The following is an 18,709-nucleotide window of genomic DNA, read 5'->3' as shown; positions in this document are numbered from 1 at the left end:
CCCGTTTGCCCCCCGTTTGAGTTCAGGGGGGGGGTGGGGGGGGGGGGCCCCCCCGGGGGGGGGGGGGGGGCCGCCGCGGGGGGGGGGGGGCGGCGGGGGGGGGGGGGGGCCGGCCCCCCCCCCCCCACCCCGCTCACGTATGACTGCGTGTCAGGCCACGATCAGATAGATCCCGTAGGCCACGGCCGCCGCGCACAGTGCGAAGCAGGCGTACGCCCCGGACGTCGCGACCGCCGCCGAGCCACCCTCACGCGCCGCCGACTCCCGCTTGGAGAGGCCCACGATGCCGAGGGTGAACAGGCCGACGAGGGCCACGGTGACGACGAGAGAGACGCCGAAGACGGAGCCGAGGGCCGCCCAGTCGATCTTCATTCCTGTCCTGCTTCCTCTGCGCTACAGCGTGACGCCGGCGGGGCGCGCGGGGTCGCTCACCGCACCGGCCTTCGGCTGGGTGGGTATTTTCGCCTCCGAGCCGACCGTCTCGACCGTGCCCACCGGCGGCGGGGAGACCGAGGCGATCGCGGTCGTCACGACACCCGGGGCCTCCTGCGCGGGGGCGGTGTGCGGCTCGTCCGCCGTGACGTTCGTGTGGTCGATGGAGTTGCGGCGCGACAGCTTCCAGATGACCGCCGAGCCGGTTACGAGCAGCGCGGCGGTGAGGCCGATGCCCCACGGGCCCTGCTTGGTCAGGAACTCGGCGCCCGCGCCCACCAGGCCCGCGGCCGGCAGGGTCAGACCCCACGCCACGAACATCCGGGTGGCGGTGGACCAGTGGACGACGCCGCCCTTGCGGCCGAGGCCCGCACCCATCACACCGCCGGAGCAGACCTGCGTGGTGGAGAGGGAGAAGCCCAGGTGCGAGGAGGCGAGGATCGCGGTCGCCGCGCTGGTCTGCGCCGCGAAGCCCTGCTGCGGGGCGAGCTCGGTGAGGCCCTTGCCCATGGTGCGGATGATGCGCCAGCCGCCCAGGTAGGTGCCGAGCGCGATGGCCAGACCGGCCGAGACGATGACCCACAGCGGCGGGTCGGCGTCGTGCCCGAGGACACCGCCGGTGATCAGGGCGAGGGTGATGATGCCCATCGTCTTCTGCGCGTCGTTCGTGCCGTGCGCGAGGGAGACGAGACCGGCGGAGGCGATCTGCCCGGCGCGGTAGCCCTTGGCGGTCGCCTTCTGGTCCGTCTTCTTGCTGATGCGGTACGTGAGGCGGGTGGCCAGCATCGAGGCGATGCCGGCGACGAGCGGCGCGGCGATCGCGGGCAGCAGCACCTTCGTGACGACGGTGCCGCCGTTGACCGAGGACCAGCCCATCGACATGACCGCGGCGCCGATGAGGCCACCGAACAGGGCGTGCGAGGAGCTGGACGGCAGGCCGAGCAGCCAGGTCAGCAGATTCCAGAGGATGGCGCCTACCAGCGCCGCGAAGATGACCTCTGTCTTGAGGCCGTCCTCATTGATGATGCCGCCGGAGATCGTCTTCGCGACTTCGACGGAGAGGAACGCTCCGACGAGGTTCAGCACGGCGGACATGGCCACCGCCGTCTTCGGCTTGAGAGCGCCTGTCGAGATGGTCGTCGCCATCGCGTTGGCGGTGTCGTGGAAACCGTTGGTGAAATCAAAGACCAGCGCGGTAACGATCACGATCGCTAGGAGCAGCGTGATGTGTTCCATTTACCCAGGCTTCGGTTGGACGTCAGTGGTTCTTTGGAACGTAAAGAGCCCGGGTGAACGGAAGATGAACTGGGCCGGGCGCCCCGGTGACCCGATCCGGAGGGGTCTTGCCCGGCTTGTCGCGAGGCGGCGCCGCCCGTTCCGGTTCGAGGCCGCCACGGCCCCGGAACCGCGGGCTCCGGGGACCTTTGGCCAGGCCTTTCGACTACCCCCTCGCGAACTGCTTGAGCTGGGCCATCGAGCCGTTGAAGAGATTCTGATCACCCGGCAGCCGGCCGCTGTCGGCGTACTGCCAGAACGTCCAGTAGTTCCAGCCCGCCGGTAGTGTGCCGGCGCGCTCGTCGTACCGGGCGAGCCACAACGCGTGGTTGGCGGCGAAGGCCCCGCTGTTGCCGGTGCACTGCTTCCACCATCGCGCGTTGGTGTAGATGACCGGACGGCGCCCGGTGCTGCGGACGATCTCGTTGCTGAAGGAGCCGATCCAGGACACCAGTGCCGACTTCCGCATCCCGTAGCAGGGGCGCTTGCCCTTGCCGTACGGGTTGTACTCGATGTCGAGCGCGGGCGGCAGTGTCCAGCCGTCGCGCCGCCAGGCCCCGCCGTTGCGTACGAAGTACGAGGCCTGCGCCTTGCCGGAGGACTTCTGCGGCAGCGCGAAGTGGTAGGCGCCGCGGACGATGCCCGCGTCGCGGGCGCCGTTGTACTGCTGGGAGAAGTGCGGGTTGCGGTAGTTCGTCGACTCGGTCGCCTTGACGTAGACGAACCGGGCGCCCTTGCTCTTTGCCTTCTGCCAGTTCACGTTCTTCTGGTGCGAGGAGACGTCGTGCCCGCGCGGCTTGTCCGCGCCCTGGGCCGGCAGCTCCGCGAGCAGGGTGGCGCCGATGGTCAGGGCGGCGACGGACGTGAGCGCGGCGGCGCGGCGGCGACGCGGGGACGCTGTGCGGCTGCGGGCCATGGTTACCCCCGAAGGTGATGACGTGCATGACAAATCCCCAGGGAACTCCCAGAGAGTAGCGAGAGATCATCAATTACCCGGTCAAGGTCGGCCAAGCAACATAGAAAGGTGATCAATGCCCATATGGGGGATTCCGGAGGACCGGGCTCCGCGCTCGTCCGCTCCGGCTGCCGCGCCGGACGGCTGGCAGGATGCGCGCCATGACACAGCTTCAGGAACGCGACGAGGCCTGGCAGGAACTGGTGCTGACGGCCCGTCGGACGGTGACCGACGGCCTGGTCGTCGGGACCTCGGGCAACGTCTCGGTACGCGTGGGTGACACGGTCCTCGTCACCCCGACCGGCGTCCCGTACGAGGATCTCGGCCCGGACGATCTCGTCGCCTTCGGCCTCGACGGTGAGCGGCGGGCCGGCACCCTGAAGCCGACCAGCGAGCTCCCCATGCATCTCGCGGTCTATCGGCACACCGATGCCCGCGCCGTCGTGCACACCCACGCCGTGCACGCCACCGCGGTCTCCACGCTCGTGGCCGAGCTCCCGCCCGTGCACTACATGACGGCGGCGCTGGGCGGCCCCGTCCGCGTCGCCCCCTACGCCACGTACGGAACACAGGAGTTGGCCGAGAACATGCTGCGCGCGCTCGCCGGGCGCACGGGTTGCCTGCTCCAGAACCACGGCGCCCTCACATACGGAGACACCCTCGCCGCTGCGTACGACCGCACCGCCCAACTGGAGTGGATGTGCCGCCTGTGGCTCACCGCCCACTCCGTCCCCGGCCTGACCCCGTCGCTGCTGACCGAGGAGCAGCTGCGCGAGGTGGGGGAGCGGCTGAGCGGGTACGGGCAGCAGGGCGCGCGCTGACCGGTCCGCGCCGTTCGCGTCACTCGTACCCGTCGCCCCACTGGCCGGGGCGGGCGCGGGCCAGGACACTGGACGGGTGCGCACCGCCAAAGCGACGGCCGCTGCCGTCACCGCCGTCCTAGGGGCCTCGGCCGCCGCGATCGCCGCGGGCCGTCTGGCCAGCGACGCAGCGCTCAAGGCGCCCGCAGGCCGCCCGCTGCCCACCGAGCCACGACTCACCGTGCACGCCACCGCCGCGGGCCAGGTCACCCTGACCCGCGACCTGGCCTCGCTGCGCCCCGGTACGTACGGGTTGCAGGGTGACGGCTACCACGCGGTGGTCGGTCCGGTCGTCGAATCGGCCACGACCTCCGCCGACACCGTCGTACGCCGCCTGGAGCGGGTCACCCACGGCACCCTGGAGCCCGGCGCCAAGGCCTGGCTCACGCCCCCGGTGCACATCGGCGACCCCAAGGCCGCCCTCGGCCTGGACCACGCCGACGTCGACGTGCCCGGCGAACTCGGCGCGCTGCCCGCCTGGTTCGTGCCCGGCACCCGGGACACGTGGGTGATCACCGTGCACGGCCTCGGCACCACCCGCGAACACCCCATGAACCTCATGGAGTTCCTGCACCGCCACCAGTTCCCGGTGCTCGACCTCGCCTACCGCGGCGACCTCGGCGCGCCCCGCTCCCCGGACCGCCTCGGCCACCTCGGCGAGACGGAGTGGCGCGACCTGGACGCGGCGATCCGCTACGCCGTGCGCTACGGCGCGCGGGACGTCATCGTGCTCGGCTGGTCGACGGGCGCCGCGATGGCCCTGCACGCGGCGGCCCACTCCGCGCTGCGCGACCGCGTCAAGGGCCTCGTCCTGGACTCGCCGGTGCTCAGCTGGGAGGCGACGCTGCGCGCCCTGGCCCGCGCCCGCCGCACCCCGGGCCCGCTGCTCCCGCTCGCGGTCCGCGCCGCGCAGGGCCGCACGGGCCTGAGCGGCGACCGCCTGGCGGAGGCCGCGGACCCGCGCGCCCTCAAGGTCCCCACGCTCCTGATCCACGGCCCCGGTGACGAGGTGTCCCCGTGGGCGCTCTCCCGCCGCCTGGCGGACCGCCGGCCGGACCTGGTCACCCTCCACGAGGTGGACGAGGCCCCGCACAACGCGATGTGGAACGCGGACGCGAAGGGCTACGAGGAGGCGTTGAGAAGGTTCCTGACGCCGTTGATGTAGCGGCTCCACGGTGGCTCCACAGCGGCTCCGCGGGCGGCTCGACGGCGGCTCCACAGGGCGCCCGTTTGGGAATTGGCAGGGTCAACCGAGAGACTGCCCTTCGTGACGTCCCGTACCCCGCGCGACTCCCGGCTCCGACTCGTCAGCCCGCGCCGCCAGCCCCTGGCCGCCCCGACCCCGCGGCCGGTCGCCGCACGCCGTCCCGCACCCCGCCCACCGGAGGGCACCCCACCGCCCGCGGAGCTCGCCCGCGCAGCCCGTCGCGACCTCGCCGCGGCCGTCCGCGTGGCCCGCTGGGCCGACACCAGGATCGGCCCCGGCAACAACATGGCCGCCCGCGACGGCAAGGGCACCCTCTCCGACGCGACCGCCCTGCGCGCCGCGGACGAGCTCGGGCTGACGGTCGATCAGGTCCGCGCGGACTGGGACACCGCCCGCCTCGCCGGACTCGTCGAGGTGCACGGAGCCAGCGCCCGGCCCGGCTGGCGGCTGCGCGCCTGGGACCGCGACGACACCGCCGTGCTGCGCGGCTGGGTCGCCCTGTTCGACGCCTGGTCGCTGGTCCACCCCGCGCCCGAGGAGGTCGACCCGGCCGCCGTGGCCGAGGTCGTCGAGGCGATGCCGCAGCTGCTGAGCTTCCTCCAGCTGATGGCGGACCGGGTCGCCGCGGCCCAGCTCCTGGACCTGCTCGACCAGCGCGTCACGGAACTGCGCACGGAACGCTGCGAGATCCCCTACGGGCCCCAGCCGGAACCGACGCCCCCGCAGGACACCCCGCTCCGCCCGCTGCTCGACTGGTCCCTGCGCGGCCTCGCCGCCGTCGGCGCGCTCACGTACGACGACGACCACGCGACCCTCACCCCGCTGGGCAGCTGGGCGGTGTGGGTCAAGCTGGAGCAGATCTGCGTCGCCGCCCAGTCCCCGGCGGGCAACATCGAGGTGTCCGCCGAGGACATGCTGCGCGGCTGCGCGCGGCTGCGCCCGAAGGCGGCGCGCGACGAGTACCGGGCCTGGCTCGCCGCCCGCGACATCGGCACCGCCGTCACCGACCTCCTCGACGCCGCCCGCGGCGAGGACGCCCTGCTGCGCGGCCTCGCCTTCGAGGCGCTGCGCGTCGTCGGCGCCCCCGCCGAGCCCGAGGTCCGCCGCGCCGTCGACGACCCGCACCTGCGGCCGTACGTCCTGCTGTGGCTCGCCGAGTACGAGGGCGCCGACCCCGAGGACGTGCACACGGTGCTCAGCCGCGAGGAAGCGACCTGGCTGTGGGTGGACACCGCCGCCGCCGTCGCCGACCACGGCGAAGCCCCGCTCCTCGTACGGCACTTGGAGGCCGCGGTGCAGCCCACGGTGCCCGCGCTGATCGAGGAGGTGCGCGCCGTCGGGCACCCGCGCACGGTGCAGGTGCTCGTCGCGCTCGCCGCCGCGCACCCCGACCCGGCCCTCGCGAAGGCGGTCCGCAGGGCGGCCTTCCAGGTGCACACCGGCGGCGCGTAGGACGTCAGCGGCCCGGTCTCACCGGAAGGTGTCGCACTGGGCCATGTCGCCGCTCTCGAAGCCCCGGTAGAACCACTGCTGGCGCTGCTGCGCGGAGCCGTGCGTCCACGTCTCGGGCGTCACCCGGCCCTGGTACCGCTCCTGGATCCGGTCGTCGCCGACCGCCGCGGCGGCGTCCAGGCCGTCGCGGATGTCCGCGTCGGTGAGGCTCGTGATCAGCGGCCTGCCGGTGGACTCGGTGGGCGTGGTCGTCGCGTGCTTCGCCCAGACGCCGCCGTAGCAGTCGGCCTGCAGCTCGACCTTCACCGCGTTGCTGTTCTCGCCCGTGCGCCCGTCCTGGGCGCGCGTCAGCGTGCCCATCAGGTTCTGCACGTGGTGCCCGTACTCGTGCGCCACGACGTACGCCTGCGCGAAGGGCCCGCCGCTCGAACCGAACTTCGTGCGCAGCTCGTCGAAGAAGCCGAGGTCGAGATAGACGCGCCGGTCGCCGGGGCAGTAGAAGGGCCCGACCTCCGAGGTCGCCGAGCCGCACGCGGTGGCGACCTGGTTGGTGAAGAACACCGTCGACGCGGGCGTGTACGTGGCGCTCCTGCGCCCGAACTCCGAGCCCCAGAAGTCCTGCACGCTGTTGACCACGGCGACCGTCCGGCAGTCCTGCCTGCTGTTCGCGTCCGAGCCGGTACGGCACTGCTCCTGGACCTGCGCCTCGCTGGACATCTGCACGGCCGGGGCGCCGGTGGTCCCGTCCGAGAGCCCGAACTGGTCGGTGCCGAAGAGCAGCCCGAGGACGAGCGCGATCACCCCCACGAGGCCGCCGCCCATGGTGGCCCTCCCGCCCGGAAGCCGGCTGCCGCGCACGTCCTGGACCTCCGATGTGTCCAGACGCGCGTCGTCGTCGAACTGCATGCGCACCGCCTTCTCGCCGGTCATCGACCCCCTCATCCTGTTACGCCCCTGGTCAGCGGGTCCTGATCCGAGGGCCGAACGGGGGACGCGCACACCTGGGAAAAGAGCTTGCACGTCACCGGTAAACTGGTTCGTATGACGTTCCTTCTCTGGGTGCATTAGCGGCGCTGATTGGCCCCCGCCCTGTCAACCAGCCGTTAATCCTGTCCTGGAGTACCTCCCTTGATCACCGCATCCGGTATCGAACTGCGCGCCGGCGCCCGCATCCTCATCGAGAACGCCACGTTCCGTGTCGCCAAGGGCGACCGCATCGGCCTGGTCGGCCGCAACGGAGCGGGCAAGACGACCCTCACGAAGTGCCTGGCCGGCGAGGGCATGCCGGCCGGCGGCACCATCTCGCGCTCCGGCGAGGTCGGCTACCTCCCGCAGGACCCGCGCACCGGCGACCTCGACGTGCTGGCCCGCGACCGCATCCTCTCGGCCCGCGGCCTCGACGTCCTGATCCGCAAGATGCGCGAGAACGAGCAGCGCATCGCGAACGGCTCGGGCGCCACGCAGGCCAAGGCCCTGCGCCAGTACGAGCGCCAGGAGACGGAGTTCCTCACCAAGGGCGGATACGCCGCCGAGGCCGAGGCCGCCACCATCGCCGCCGCCCTGAACCTCCCGGACCGCGTGCTCGGCCAGCCCCTGCACACGCTCTCCGGCGGTCAGCGGCGCCGTATCGAGCTGGCCCGCATCCTCTTCTCGGACGCGGACACGCTCCTCCTCGACGAGCCCACGAACCACCTGGACGCGGACTCGATCATCTGGCTGCGCGACTACCTCAAGACGTACAGCGGCGGCTTCATCGTGATCTCCCACGACGTCGAACTGGTCGAGACGGTCGTCAACAAGGTCTTCTACCTGGACGCCAACCGCTCCCAGATCGACGTCTACAACATGGGCTGGAAGCTCTACCAGCAGCAGCGCGAGGCCGACGAGAAGCGCCGCAAGCGCGAGCGGCAGAACGCCGAGAAGAAGGCCGCGACGCTGAACGCGCAGGCCGACAAGATGCGCGCCAAGGCGACCAAGACCGTCGCCGCGCAGAACATGGCCAAGCGCGCCGACAAGCTCCTCGCCGGTCTCGAAGAGGTCCGCCAGTCCGACAAGGTCGCCAAGCTGCGCTTCCCCGAGCCCTCGCCGTGCGGCAAGACGCCGCTCATGGCCGAGGGCCTGTCGAAGTCGTACGGCTCCCTGGAGATCTTCACGGACGTCGACCTGGCCATCGACAAGGGCTCGCGCGTCGTCATCCTCGGCCTCAACGGCGCGGGCAAGACGACCCTGCTCAAGCTCCTCGGCGGCGCGGAGAAGCCCGACACGGGACAGGTCATCGAGGGCCACGGCCTCAAGCTCGGCTACTACGCGCAGGAGCACGAGACCCTTGACCCGGAGCGCACGGTCCTGGAGAACATGCGCTCCGCGGCCCCCGACCTCGACCTGATCCAGGTCCGCAAGACGCTCGGCTCGTTCCTCTTCTCCGGCGACGACGTCGACAAGCCGGCCGGGGTCCTGTCCGGCGGCGAGAAGACCCGTCTCGCGCTCGCCACGCTCGTCGTGTCGTCCGCGAACGTGCTGCTCCTCGACGAGCCCACGAACAACCTCGACCCGGCCAGCCGCGAGGAGATCCTCGGCGCGCTGCGCACCTACAAGGGCGCCGTCGTCCTCGTCACGCACGACGAGGGCGCCGTCGAGGCCCTCCAGCCGGAGCGGATCATTCTGCTTCCGGACGGAATCGAGGACCTGTGGGGCCAGACGTACGCGGATCTCGTGGCCCTCGCATGATCAACTCGGTGCTCACCGGGTGATCCACTCGGTGGGCACCGGTTGATCCATTGAATGATCCACTCCGTCTGGATCATTCGGCCGATCCGTGATCCTTCATCTGGGTGAGATCTCCTCGTACCCAGGTGTGTCGTGCACGGAAATTGGGGTCGCGTCGTGCATGGCGCCCTTGCGGCGTCCGGGCCGTGTTTGACCTGCCAGTTCTGTCGGGCAGGCGTTTTTCGGGGCCGCGAAAACCCGCCGGAATTCCCGATTCCACTCGTGTGGATCCCCGTCGCACCCGTAATTGAGGGTCCATGGACCTTGCCGAATGGGTGGCCAGGAAGCCCGCAAGGGGTGATCATGGGAAATCCAGAGCGCACTTCCCACGAGGAGGCACGGGTGGCCGAGACTCTGAAGAAGGGCAGCCGGGTAACCGGCGCCGCGCGCGACAAGCTCGCGGCAGACCTGAAGAAGAAGTACGACTCCGGTGCGAGTATTCGGGCATTGGCCGAGGAAACCGGTCGCTCGTATGGCTTTGTGCACCGGATGCTGAGCGAATCCGGGGTCACGCTGCGGGGTCGCGGCGGGGCCACGCGAGGCAAGAACAAGGCCGCGTCGGCCTGACCCTCGCAGGGCTCGTTGGGTTCAAAGGCTCCAACTGACCACCCGGTCGGTCCGCTGTCCGGCCGGGTGGTTACTGTGCAGTCACTTACGTCCCGTACGACTACGTGCCGTACGGCTGCGCAGACCCGGAGGTCCAGATGAACCTGCCCGCACCGCTGCTCGACAAGGACGGCGTCCGGCTCACCGTCGACGATGCGATCGCCACGGTCAGCCTGACCAACCCGGACAAGCGCAACGTCCAGAGTCCCGCTCTGTGGCGGGCGTTGGGCGAGGCCGGGCGTGCTCTGCCGGGGTCCGTGCGGGTCGTCGTGGTGCGCGCCGAGGGCAAGTCCTTCTCCGCGGGCCTCGACCGTCAGGCCTTCACGCCCGAGGGCTTCGACGGTGAGCCGTCCTTCATCGACCTGGCACGCGGCGACGACGACGTCCTCGACGCGACGATCGCCGAGTACCAGGACGCGTTCACCTGGCTGCGGCGCAGCGACATCCTGTCCGTCGCCGCGGTGCAGGGGCATGCCATCGGGGCCGGGTTCCAGCTCGCCCTCTCCTGCGATCTGCGCGTCGTCGCCGACGACGTGCAGTTCGCCATGCGCGAGACCAGCCTCGGCCTGGTGCCGGACCTGACGGGCACGCATCCGCTCGTCTCGCTGGTCGGCTACGCGCGCGCCCTCGAAATCTGCGTCACCGGCCGCTACGTCCACGCCGACGAGGCCGTCAGCAGCGGCCTGGCCAACGTGTCCGTCCCCGCGGGCGAACTCGCGGGCGCGACCCAGGACCTGGTCGCGGCCCTCGTCGCCGCGCCCCGCGACGCCGTGATCGAGACGAAGGCACTGCTCCAGGGCGTCACCGACCGCACCCTCGACGAGCAGCGCACCGCGGAACGAGCGGCGCAAGGCCGCCGCCTCCGCGACCTGGCGGGCCTCGGCGACTGAGAGCCACTCCAGCCCGCCCGGCGCCTTTCAGCCCGCCCGGCATCTTTCAGCCCGTCCGGCGTTTGAGGACAGGGGGGTCTGGGGGCGCAGCCCCCAGGGACGGGACGGGAAGGGGCGGCGGGGGCGATCTACGTCGTGAGCTCCGTGACCAGCACCGCAACAGTCGGATTGTTCGGGATCGCCCTGGCCACGGCCACCCGGACGGCCCCGGTCACCTCGATGGCGCGAGTGTCCGCCGCCACCGCCAGCTCCACACGTACATGGCGACGGGGGAGGGACGCCTCACCGGGCTGCTCCTCGATGTGGACCGCCCGCCCCAGACCACCGAGCGCCCCGGTCAACCGCGTCACCCCCGGCACCCCGAGCACCGCCTCCGCCACCCGTTCGGCGTCCCCGGAGCCACCGCCCGACTTCGGACCGGGCGCCGGCTCCGGCTCATCCGTGGAACCGGCCCCCGCTTCCACCACCTGATCGGCCTCATCGAGCAGCGCCGTGACCTGGAGGTCGACCTCCGCCACCACCAGGCCGACCCGCTCCGCCGCCCCCGCGAGCGCCTCCCTCAGCCGATCGGCGGCAACCGGCAGCGGTTCCTCGGCCGTCGCCGCACAGTCCGCCGTGAGCCGCAACGGCCCCGGCGGCAGCGCGCTCGGCGGGGCCGGCACCGAGGGCTCCTCCGCCGCGTCGGGGTCGGCGAGACCGAGGCGCAGCGCGCCGAGACGTACGCCGCGCACCCCTTGAACCGCACGGCGCAGCGCCTGTGTTGCTGCCGGTTCCGTGATCCACGCACCGTCACCGGGCCCGCCGAGCGGCAACAGCCTGCCGAGCCCCAGCTGCGTACGCACTGCCTGTGTCCATCGATCAGCCGTCATTGCCCCAGGCTGCCCCATACCGGGCGCGCCTTCGCGCAAGCGCACTTAATGTGGGCAAAAGAAAGCAGCACCCCACCGAGATCCCACCTCACCGAGGGGACGGCCCGATGAGTGACACCGCGCAGAAGCCGGGCGAGACGCCCGGTTCGACCGCAGCCAGGACCAATGTGACCAAGCGGGGCAGTGGCGACCCCGCCAGCAGGGGACGGACCACCATCGCCGACGGTGTCGTCGAGAAGATCGCGGGCCTCGCGGCGCGCGACGTCGACGGCGTCCACGCCATGGGCAGCGGCATCTCCCGCACGTTCGGCGCGGTGCGCGACCGGGTGCCCGGCGGTACCAAGTCCGTGTCGCGCGGCGTGAAGGCCGAGGTCGGCGAGGTGCAGACGGCGCTCGACCTGGAGATCGTCGTCGAGTACGGCGTGTCGATCGCGGACACCGCGCGCGGCGTGCGGGAAAACGTGATCACGGCCGTCGAGCGGATGACCGGGCTCGAGGTCGTCGAGGTCAACATCGCCGTCAGCGACGTGAAGCTGCCGGACGAGGAGGACGAAGAGCCGGAGTCACGGCTCCAATGAGATCTGTGGGCGTAGCTACGGGCTTCCCTAGGAGGAGCGCACGATGAATCTGGCCGTGGTCGGCATGATCGCCGGCATGGCCCTCGGATTCGCCGGTTACTTCGGCGGCTTCGGGGCCTTCCTGCTGGTGGCGGCGCTCGGCGCCATCGGTTTCGTCGCGGGCCGGTTCCTGGAAGGGGACCTGGAAGTCGGCGAGTTCTTCCGTTCGCGCGGCGATCGGCGGGGGTGACCGATGGCGGCACAGGTCGCGCCGGCCGAGCGCGGCGCGACCCGGATCGCCGACCGGGTCGTCGCGAAGATCGCCGCGCACGCGGCACGAGAGGCACTCGACCGGATCCCCGAGGACGGGGCGGCGCCGGGAGCCACGGTCACCGTGCGGCAGGACAGCGCGCGGGTCCGGATCAGCCTTGAGCTGGAGTACCCGACGGACATCGGCCGCCAGTGCGGTGCCGTGCGTCGTCAAGTGTCCGAGCGGGTAAGGGAGTTGGCGGGAATGGAAGTGCCCGAGGTGGCCGTCCAGGTCGAGCGGTTGCACTCGGCGCACACCCGTGGAACGGACCGGGGGAGGATCCGATGAGCGAACCCACCCGGCCGATTCCGGTGGTCGAGCGGGAGGAGAGCGAGCTCGACCAGTCGGCGTCCGCCGCGTCGTACGAGCCGCACCCCACGCTGGAGAGCGAACAGAAGGCGAGCCGCTTCTGGTCGGGGCGGCGCGTCCCCGCGGCGCTCGTGGCCCTGGTGATCCTGGCCGCCGCGGGGCTGCTGCTCTACGACGTGGCCGCCGTGCGGGCGGGACACGCGTCCATGCAGTGGCGGAAGACGCTCGCCGACGAGCTCTCCACGCGGCCCCTCGACGACACCGCCGTCCTCATCGGCGCGGGCGTCGCGGCCGCGCTCGGCCTGTGGCTGATCGTGCTCGCGGTGACGCCGGGACTGCGTGCCCTGCTGCCGATGCGCCACACCCATCCGGAGGTCCGCGCGGTGCTGCACCGCGACGCCGCCGCGATGGTGCTGCGCGACCGGGCCATGGAGGTGGCCGGCGTGCAGTCCGCACGGGTCCGTGTGAAGCGCCGCAAGGTGGATGTGCGGGCGCTCTCGCACTTCCGTGAACTCGACGACGTACGGGCCGACTTGGACGCCACACTCGGCGACGGGATCAAGCAGCTCGGGCTCGGCAGGGCCCCCGGCCTCTCCGTGCGTGTCGCGCGGCCGGGGAAGAAAGGGTGAGCGGCGTGCTCAGAACCGTCAACCGGATCGTGCTCGGGGTGCTCGGGCTCGTCCTCGTGGTCGGCGGCGGCTCGGTGCTCGCCGTCGGGCTCGGGGTGAAGCCGCCGTCGTGGTGGATCCACGACGGCCCCGACGACGTGCTGGTCAGCGATGCCGACCGGGCGCGCTGGCACGACGAGGGCTGGTTCTGGCCGACGGTGATCGCCGTGCTCGCCGTCGTCGTGCTGCTCGCCCTGTGGTGGCTGGTGGCCCAGCTGCGGCGCCGCAGGCTCGCCGAGGTGCTGGTCGACAGCGGCGACGGCGAGGGCGCGCTGCTGCGGGGCCGGGCCCTGGAGAACGTCCTCGCGAGCGGCGCGGAGTCCCTGGACGGGGTCGACCGGGCCGGTGTGCGGCTGACCGGCCGCCGCTCCGCTCCGCAGGCCCGCGCGAACCTCACCCTTGAGCCGCACGCGGTTCCCGGCGAGGCGCTGAGGCTGCTGAGCCAGGACTCCCTGAGGCAGGCGAGGGAGTCGGCGGGCCTGGAGGAACTCCCGACGGAGGTCCGCCTGCGGGCGGTCAAGCACCGTGCGGAACGGGTGAGTTGAGCCCGCTCAGCATGTGAGCACGAGCACAGTTCGAGCCCGTCCGGCGATCGACGCCGGACGGGCTCGATTTCTTCTTTCAGATGTCAGAACCCGTGCCGGAAGCCGCCGTCCACCGGCAGCATCACACCGGTGAGGTACGACGCGGCGGGCGAAAGGAAGAACGCCGCGGCCCGCCCGAACTCCGCCGGAGTCCCGTACCGCCGCAGCGGGATACGGGACTCCTGCGCCGTCCGCGCCGCCTCCGGATCCGCCGCGAGACCGTCCAGCTCGCGCACCCGGTCCGTGTCGATACGCGCGGGCAGCAGCCCCACGACCCGAATGCCCCGCGGTCCCAGCTCGTCCGCGAGGGACTTGGCGAAACCGGCCAGCCCGGGACGCAGCCCGTTCGAGATGGTCAGCCCAGGGATCGGCTCATGTACGGAGCCGGACAGCACGAATCCGATGACCCCGCCCTCGTCCAGCTGCGCCGCGGCCGCCCGCGCGAGCCGCACCGCCCCGAGGAACACGGACTCGAACGCGGCCGTCCACTGCTCGTCCGTGTTGTCGGCGACGAAGCCGGGCGCGGGCCCGCCGACGCTCACCAGAATCCCGTCGAAGCCGCCGAACTGCTCGCGGGCCGCCGCGATGAGCCGCTCGGCGACGTCCGGGTCGGCGTTGTCGGCGGCGACGCCGTAGGCGTTCGGCCCGAGTTCGGCCGCCGCCTCCTTGGCCTTCTGGTCGTCGCGTCCGCTGATGACGACCTTGGCGCCGTCGGCGACCAGCTCGCGCGCGGCCGCGTTGCCGAGGCCCCGCGTCGCGCCGGTGACTACGTACACACGGTTCTTCAGTCCAAGATCCATGGCCCTATCCTCCCTCTCCCTCGTCGGCCGTGCCGAACAGGGTCAGCGCCGTGCCCACGAGGCCGATATGGCTGAACGCCTGCGGAAAATTGCCGAGCTGCCGGCCGGCCACGGGGTCGTACTCCTCGGCGAGCAGCCCCACGTCGTTGCGGAGCGCCACGAGCCGTTCGAACAGCTCGCGCGCCTCCTTCGTGCGCCCCGTCATGTGCAGCGCGTCCGCGAGCCAGAACGAGCAGACGAGGAAGGCGCCCTCCTGGCCCGGCAGCCCGTCGACGACGGCCTCGTCCGCGCTGTAGCGGCGCACGAGACCGTCGTACGACAGCTCGTCGCGGACCGCGTCGACCGTGCCGAGCACGCGCGGGTCGTCCGGTGGCAGAAAGCCCACGCGCGGGATGAGCAGCAGCGCGGCGTCCAGTTCGGACGAGCCGTAGGACTGGGTGAACGTGCCGCGCTCCGCGTCGTAGCCGCGCTCGCACACCTCACGGTGGACGGCGTCGCGCAGCTTGCGCAGCCGGTCGATGTCGCCGGGCAGCCGCGGGTCGTCCTCCATGGCGCGCACGGTGCGGTCGGCGGCGACCCACACCATCACCTTCGAGTGCACGAAGTGCCGTCGCGGCCCGCGCACCTCCCACAGCCCCTCGTCGGGCTCGCGCCACGCCTCCTCCAGGAAGTCGAGCAGCGCCAACTGCAGCCGCCAGGCGTGCGAGCCGGCCTGAAGGCCCTCGCGGCGGGCGAGCGCGAGGGAGTCGACGACCTCGCCGTACACGTCCAGCTGGAGCTGGTGCGCGGCGTCGTTGCCCGCGCGCACGGGGCGGGAGTCGTGGTAGCCGCTCAGCCAGTCGAGCTCCTGCTCGGGAAGGCGCCGCTCACCCGCGAGTCCGTACATGATCTGCAGGTCGGCCGGGTCGCCCGCGGCGGCCCGCAGCAGCCAGTTGCGCCAGGCCTCGGCCTCGTCGAGATACCCGGCCGAGAGCAGCGCGCCGAGCGTCAGGGTCGAATCGCGCAGCCAGCAGTACCGGTAGTCCCAGTTCCGTACGCCGCCGATCTCCTCGGGCAGCGAGGAGGTGGGGGCGGCCACGATGCCGCCGGTCGGCGCGAAGATGAGGGCCTTCAGCGTGAGGAGGGAGCGGAGCACGGCCTCCCGATGCGGGCCTTCGTAGCGGCAGCGGTCCGCCCATGCCTGCCAGTCCTCCAGGCTGTGCCGCAGCGACTCGTGCGGGTCGATCAGCTGCGGGCGCTGCTCGTGCGAGGGATGCCAGGTCAGGACGAAGGCGACGGTCTCGCCGGCCTCGACCGTGAACTCCGAGTGGGTGCCGAAGTCCTCGCCCCACGTGTGGACGTCCGGTTCGCTGCGCAGCCATGCCGAGTCCGGGCCCGCGACGGCGACCCGGTGCCCGTCGCAGCGGCGCATCCACGGCACGACGGAGCCGTAGTCGAAGCGCAGGCGCAGCGTGCCGCGCAGGGTGACGCGTCCGCTGAGGCCCTCGACGATGCGGACGACGTCCGGGGCCTCGTCGCGCTGCGGCATGAAGTCGGTGACGCGGACGCTGCCGTCCGGCGTCTCCCACTCGGTGTCGAGCACGAGGGAACCGGGGCGGTACGCGCGCGTGGTGCAGTGTTCGGCCCCTTTGGGCGCGAGCCGCCAGTGGCCGTTCTCCTCGCTGCCGAGCAGCGCGGCGAAACAGGCGGGGGAGTCGAAGTGGGGCAGGCACAGCCAGTCGATCGACCCGTCCCTGCCGACGAGCGCGGCGGTCTGGTGGTCACCGATGAGGGCGTAATCCTCGATATGTGGGCGCACACGCCATGGGTTCCCCGTCATCGGCCCGGGGTTGCATCACATTTCGGGTGGGCCACTTTTCGGGTGGGGCCCGCGAGGCACTCGGTCAGGCGACGGCGGCCGGCGTCTCCGCCTCGGAGGTGGCCGCCTCTTCCTTGCGACGCCGTTCCCGCAGCTCGCGCCGCACCAGCACCACCCAGCCCACGGGCACCGCGGCGGCGAACAGCCACCACTGGATGGCGTACGCGTAGTTCAGCGCGGAGTCCTCCTTGCCGGGGGCTCCGACCAGCTCGGGGGTTCCGCTCTTCGATTCGGGCGCGGTCTGGGCGACGTAGCCGCCGAGCACCGTTTCGCCGAGGCGCTCGGCCTCCTGCTTGCTGTTGATCAGCATGACCTGCCGGTCGGGCAGGTCCTTGATGTCCTTGATGCCGCTGGCCTCGGTCGTCTCGTTGGGCATCAGACGGCCGGTGACGGTGGTCTCGCCGCGCGGCGGGGCGGGGACCTTCGGGAAGGAGGTCTGCGCCCCGTTCGCCGGGATCCAGCCGCGGTTGACCAGCACGACCTTGCCGTCCTTCAGGACGAACGGGGTCAGGACGTGGTAGCCGACCTCTTCGTTGGAGTTGACGCGGCGCCGCACCACGACCTCGTCGTCGGTGTCGAAGCGGCCCTTCGCGGTCACCGAGCGGTACCGCTCGTGGCTGTTGACGACGTGGCCGGGGGACGCCAGGTCCTCCACGGGTACGGGCTTCGCGTTGAGCGCGTCCGTGACCAGCTGATTCCTGGCATCGCGCTCGTGGTAGCGGTCCATCTGCCAGATGCCCAGCCGGATCATCGTGGGGATGAGGACGAGGGCGACCAGGGTGAGGATCACCCACTGCCGGGTCAACAGGAAGCGGTACACCCCATGACCGTACAGCGGCGGGCATGGGGTGCTTTCAGTGGGGTGCGCCCGATTGTGGCGGGCGTGTGCCGAAGGGTTCAGACGTTGTCGACGATGCCCACCTTCCCCTCCGCGCGGGAGCAGTGCGCCCCGCAGAACCAGTGCCCCTCGACCTCGACGCCCTGCCCGATGATGCGGCACCGGCAGTGCTCGCAGATCGGCGCCATGCGGTGAATGGCGCAGCTGAAGCAGTCGAAGACGTGGACCGCTCCCTGGGCATGGACCTCGAAGGACATGCCGTAGTCGTTTCCGCAGACTTCACAACGTGCCATGCGCCACAGGGTGGGTGCCCGAAGCGGCGCCGGGCGAGCGGTGCGGGGGCGAGTCGCCCCGCGTTCACCCGTCTGCCCGGACCGGTGGCCTACGCGACTGGCCCACGCGTGTGGCCTACGTGTGCGGTCTACGCGCCGTCCGCCGGCGCCACGTCCTGCAACAGCTGCCCGAACGCCGCCTCGTCCATGACCGGCGTCCCGAACTGCTTCGCCTTCACGACCTTCGACGTGTACGAGTCCGGGTCATTGGTCACCAGGAGGCTGGTGAGCCGGGACAGGCTCGTCGCCACATGGAGGCCCGCATCTACGGCCCGGTCCTCCAGGAGCTCACGGTCGACCGATGTGTCCCCAGAGAACGCCACCCGCATGCCCTGCTTGAGCGGCCTGCCCGGCTCGTAGCGACCCGGGTTCGGGTACGGGCAGGCCGGGCGCTTGCGCGAGGCGCGCCACGTGCCCCCGCCGCCTCCCCGGTAGGAGGAGGACCCGGGCTGACGCGGCACCGAACCCTCCGACCACTCGGTGAGCGGACGGCATTCGAGCAGCGGCAGCCGCACATTGTCCGCCGCGGCCGTGCGCAGGCTCGGGCGGAACGCCTCCGCGAGCACGCGCGCGTCGTCCAGCGCGTTGTGCGCTTGCTCCTGTACGACGCCGAAGTGCGCCGCGAGGGACTCCAGCTTGTGGTTGGGCAGCGGCAGGCCCAGCTCCTTGGAGAGCGCGATGGTGCACAGGCGCTGGCGGACCGGGGCGGTGCGCTCCGCGCGCGCGTACTCGCGGGCGATCATCGACCAGTCGAAGACCGCGTTGTGCGCGACCAGGACGCGGTCCGCGAGGCGTGCGGCGAACTCTTCGGCGATGTCCGAGAACAGCGGGGCGGACGTCAGCACGTCCGTCGTCAGGCCGTGGATCCACACGGGTCCCGGGTCGCGCTGCGGGTTGACCAGCGTGTACCAGTGGTCCTCGACATCGCCCCGCGCGTCCAGGCGGTAGACGGCGGCGGAGATGATCCGGTCGTCCCGGGACAGGCCGGTGGTCTCCACGTCGACGACCGCGTATCCCTGCGGATACGCGGCCGGCCAGGAGGCTGCGGACGCTGCGGTCGGATGGTCTTCGAGCATGGTCCCAGAGGATACGGGCCGTGACTGACACTCCGGTCGCCGCCTGCCCCGCGAGCCGTGTCGCG

At 71.7% G+C, this 18,709-nt stretch carries 21 protein-coding genes; 11 read left to right on the top strand and 10 right to left on the bottom strand.

Annotated features, from left to right (window positions below):
* Window positions 1-150: 150 nt before the first annotated feature.
* The 3 genes from ACYSUO_RS39100 to ACYSUO_RS39090 all read right to left on the bottom strand — a co-directional run bounded on the left by ACYSUO_RS39100 (window position 151) and on the right by ACYSUO_RS39090 (window position 2,623).
* Window positions 151-372 (bottom strand): hypothetical protein, encoded by a 222-nt coding sequence (locus tag ACYSUO_RS39100; protein WP_422406556.1) that lies wholly within the window; start codon window positions 370-372, stop codon window positions 151-153.
* A 21-nt stretch (window positions 373-393) separates the two neighbouring features.
* Window positions 394-1,668, bottom strand: a complete 1,275-nt coding sequence (locus ACYSUO_RS39095; protein WP_461780959.1) for an inorganic phosphate transporter — start codon at window positions 1,666-1,668, stop codon at window positions 394-396.
* A 205-nt stretch (window positions 1,669-1,873) separates the two neighbouring features.
* Entirely contained in the window at window positions 1,874-2,623 is a 750-nt protein-coding gene (locus tag ACYSUO_RS39090) for a lysozyme (protein ID WP_461780958.1), read from the bottom strand.
* A 200-nt stretch (window positions 2,624-2,823) separates the two neighbouring features.
* On the opposite strand from ACYSUO_RS39090, the gene ACYSUO_RS39085 reads away from it, so the two are divergent.
* The 3 genes from ACYSUO_RS39085 to ACYSUO_RS39075 all read left to right on the top strand — a co-directional run bounded on the left by ACYSUO_RS39085 (window position 2,824) and on the right by ACYSUO_RS39075 (window position 6,181).
* Window positions 2,824-3,483, top strand: a complete 660-nt coding sequence (locus ACYSUO_RS39085; RefSeq protein ID WP_461780957.1) for a class II aldolase/adducin family protein — start codon at window positions 2,824-2,826, stop codon at window positions 3,481-3,483.
* A gap of 76 nt (window positions 3,484-3,559) precedes the next feature.
* Window positions 3,560-4,687 (top strand): alpha/beta hydrolase, encoded by a 1,128-nt coding sequence (locus ACYSUO_RS39080; protein ID WP_461780956.1) that lies wholly within the window; start codon window positions 3,560-3,562, stop codon window positions 4,685-4,687.
* Window positions 4,688-4,789: 102 nt separating this feature from the next.
* The gene (locus tag ACYSUO_RS39075; protein WP_461780955.1) at window positions 4,790-6,181 is read left to right on the top strand and encodes a hypothetical protein; all 1,392 of its coding nucleotides are present in this window, start codon (window positions 4,790-4,792) and stop codon (window positions 6,179-6,181) included.
* Window positions 6,182-6,199: 18 nt separating this feature from the next.
* Here ACYSUO_RS39075 and ypfJ read toward each other — a convergent pair whose 3' ends face one another.
* A complete protein-coding gene (gene ypfJ, locus ACYSUO_RS39070; RefSeq protein ID WP_461780963.1) occupies window positions 6,200-7,087 on the bottom strand; it encodes a KPN_02809 family neutral zinc metallopeptidase in 888 nt (295 codons plus the stop codon).
* Window positions 7,088-7,309: 222 nt separating this feature from the next.
* Between ypfJ and ACYSUO_RS39065 the strand changes: the two genes are divergently transcribed.
* The 3 genes from ACYSUO_RS39065 to ACYSUO_RS39055 all read left to right on the top strand — a co-directional run bounded on the left by ACYSUO_RS39065 (window position 7,310) and on the right by ACYSUO_RS39055 (window position 10,443).
* Entirely contained in the window at window positions 7,310-8,908 is a 1,599-nt protein-coding gene (locus ACYSUO_RS39065) for an ABC-F family ATP-binding cassette domain-containing protein (RefSeq protein ID WP_461780954.1), read from the top strand.
* 381 nt (window positions 8,909-9,289) lie between these two features.
* The gene (locus ACYSUO_RS39060; RefSeq protein WP_426904397.1) at window positions 9,290-9,514 is read left to right on the top strand and encodes a helix-turn-helix domain-containing protein; all 225 of its coding nucleotides are present in this window, start codon (window positions 9,290-9,292) and stop codon (window positions 9,512-9,514) included.
* Window positions 9,515-9,651: 137 nt separating this feature from the next.
* A complete protein-coding gene (locus ACYSUO_RS39055) occupies window positions 9,652-10,443 on the top strand; it encodes an enoyl-CoA hydratase/isomerase family protein (RefSeq protein ID WP_461780953.1) in 792 nt (263 codons plus the stop codon).
* A 128-nt stretch (window positions 10,444-10,571) separates the two neighbouring features.
* Here the strand turns inward: ACYSUO_RS39055 and ACYSUO_RS39050 are convergent, their stop codons facing one another.
* Window positions 10,572-11,312, bottom strand: a complete 741-nt coding sequence (locus ACYSUO_RS39050) for a nucleopolyhedrovirus P10 family protein (protein ID WP_461780952.1) — start codon at window positions 11,310-11,312, stop codon at window positions 10,572-10,574.
* A gap of 107 nt (window positions 11,313-11,419) precedes the next feature.
* On the opposite strand from ACYSUO_RS39050, the gene ACYSUO_RS39045 reads away from it, so the two are divergent.
* The 5 genes from ACYSUO_RS39045 to amaP are packed head-to-tail and all read left to right on the top strand — an operon-like array spanning window position 11,420 to window position 13,701.
* Window positions 11,420-11,890, top strand: a complete 471-nt coding sequence (locus ACYSUO_RS39045) for an Asp23/Gls24 family envelope stress response protein (protein WP_461780951.1) — start codon at window positions 11,420-11,422, stop codon at window positions 11,888-11,890.
* A 43-nt stretch (window positions 11,891-11,933) separates the two neighbouring features.
* A complete protein-coding gene (locus tag ACYSUO_RS39040) occupies window positions 11,934-12,119 on the top strand; it encodes a hypothetical protein (protein ID WP_266721070.1) in 186 nt (61 codons plus the stop codon).
* Window positions 12,120-12,122: 3 nt separating this feature from the next.
* Window positions 12,123-12,467, top strand: coding sequence for an Asp23/Gls24 family envelope stress response protein (locus ACYSUO_RS39035; protein ID WP_461780950.1), 345 nt, complete (start codon window positions 12,123-12,125; stop codon window positions 12,465-12,467).
* Window positions 12,464-13,117 carry a DUF6286 domain-containing protein gene (locus tag ACYSUO_RS39030; protein ID WP_461780949.1) on the top strand — a complete coding sequence of 218 codons (654 nt, stop codon included), beginning with the start codon at window positions 12,464-12,466 and terminating at the stop codon, window positions 13,115-13,117. Before ACYSUO_RS39035 ends, ACYSUO_RS39030 begins: the two co-directional genes overlap by 4 nt.
* 5 nt (window positions 13,118-13,122) lie before the next feature.
* On the top strand, window positions 13,123-13,701 hold the full coding sequence (amaP, locus tag ACYSUO_RS39025; RefSeq protein WP_461780948.1) for an alkaline shock response membrane anchor protein AmaP: 579 nt from the start codon (window positions 13,123-13,125) through the stop codon (window positions 13,699-13,701).
* A gap of 83 nt (window positions 13,702-13,784) precedes the next feature.
* On the opposite strand, the gene ACYSUO_RS39020 is transcribed toward amaP, so the two are convergent.
* The 5 genes from ACYSUO_RS39020 to ACYSUO_RS39000 form a co-directional block, all read right to left on the bottom strand.
* Window positions 13,785-14,540 (bottom strand): SDR family oxidoreductase, encoded by a 756-nt coding sequence (locus ACYSUO_RS39020; RefSeq protein ID WP_461780947.1) that lies wholly within the window; start codon window positions 14,538-14,540, stop codon window positions 13,785-13,787.
* A gap of 4 nt (window positions 14,541-14,544) precedes the next feature.
* Complete coding sequence (locus ACYSUO_RS39015; RefSeq protein WP_461780946.1) at window positions 14,545-16,338, bottom strand: glycoside hydrolase family 15 protein; 1,794 nt, start codon at window positions 16,336-16,338, stop codon at window positions 14,545-14,547.
* An 85-nt stretch (window positions 16,339-16,423) separates the two neighbouring features.
* Window positions 16,424-17,218, bottom strand: coding sequence for an SURF1 family cytochrome oxidase biogenesis protein (locus ACYSUO_RS39010; protein ID WP_461780945.1), 795 nt, complete (start codon window positions 17,216-17,218; stop codon window positions 16,424-16,426).
* A gap of 77 nt (window positions 17,219-17,295) precedes the next feature.
* Window positions 17,296-17,529: a hypothetical protein gene (locus ACYSUO_RS39005; RefSeq protein ID WP_461780944.1), complete on the bottom strand. Its 234-nt coding sequence runs from the start codon at window positions 17,527-17,529 to the stop codon at window positions 17,296-17,298.
* Between the two features lie 128 nt (window positions 17,530-17,657).
* A complete protein-coding gene (locus tag ACYSUO_RS39000) occupies window positions 17,658-18,644 on the bottom strand; it encodes a DEDDh family exonuclease (RefSeq protein WP_461780943.1) in 987 nt (328 codons plus the stop codon).
* Window positions 18,645-18,709: the final 65 nt, after the last annotated feature.

Source organism: Streptomyces sp. UC4497 (assembly GCF_054871485.1).
This window is presented reverse-complemented; position numbering and strand designations above follow the sequence as displayed.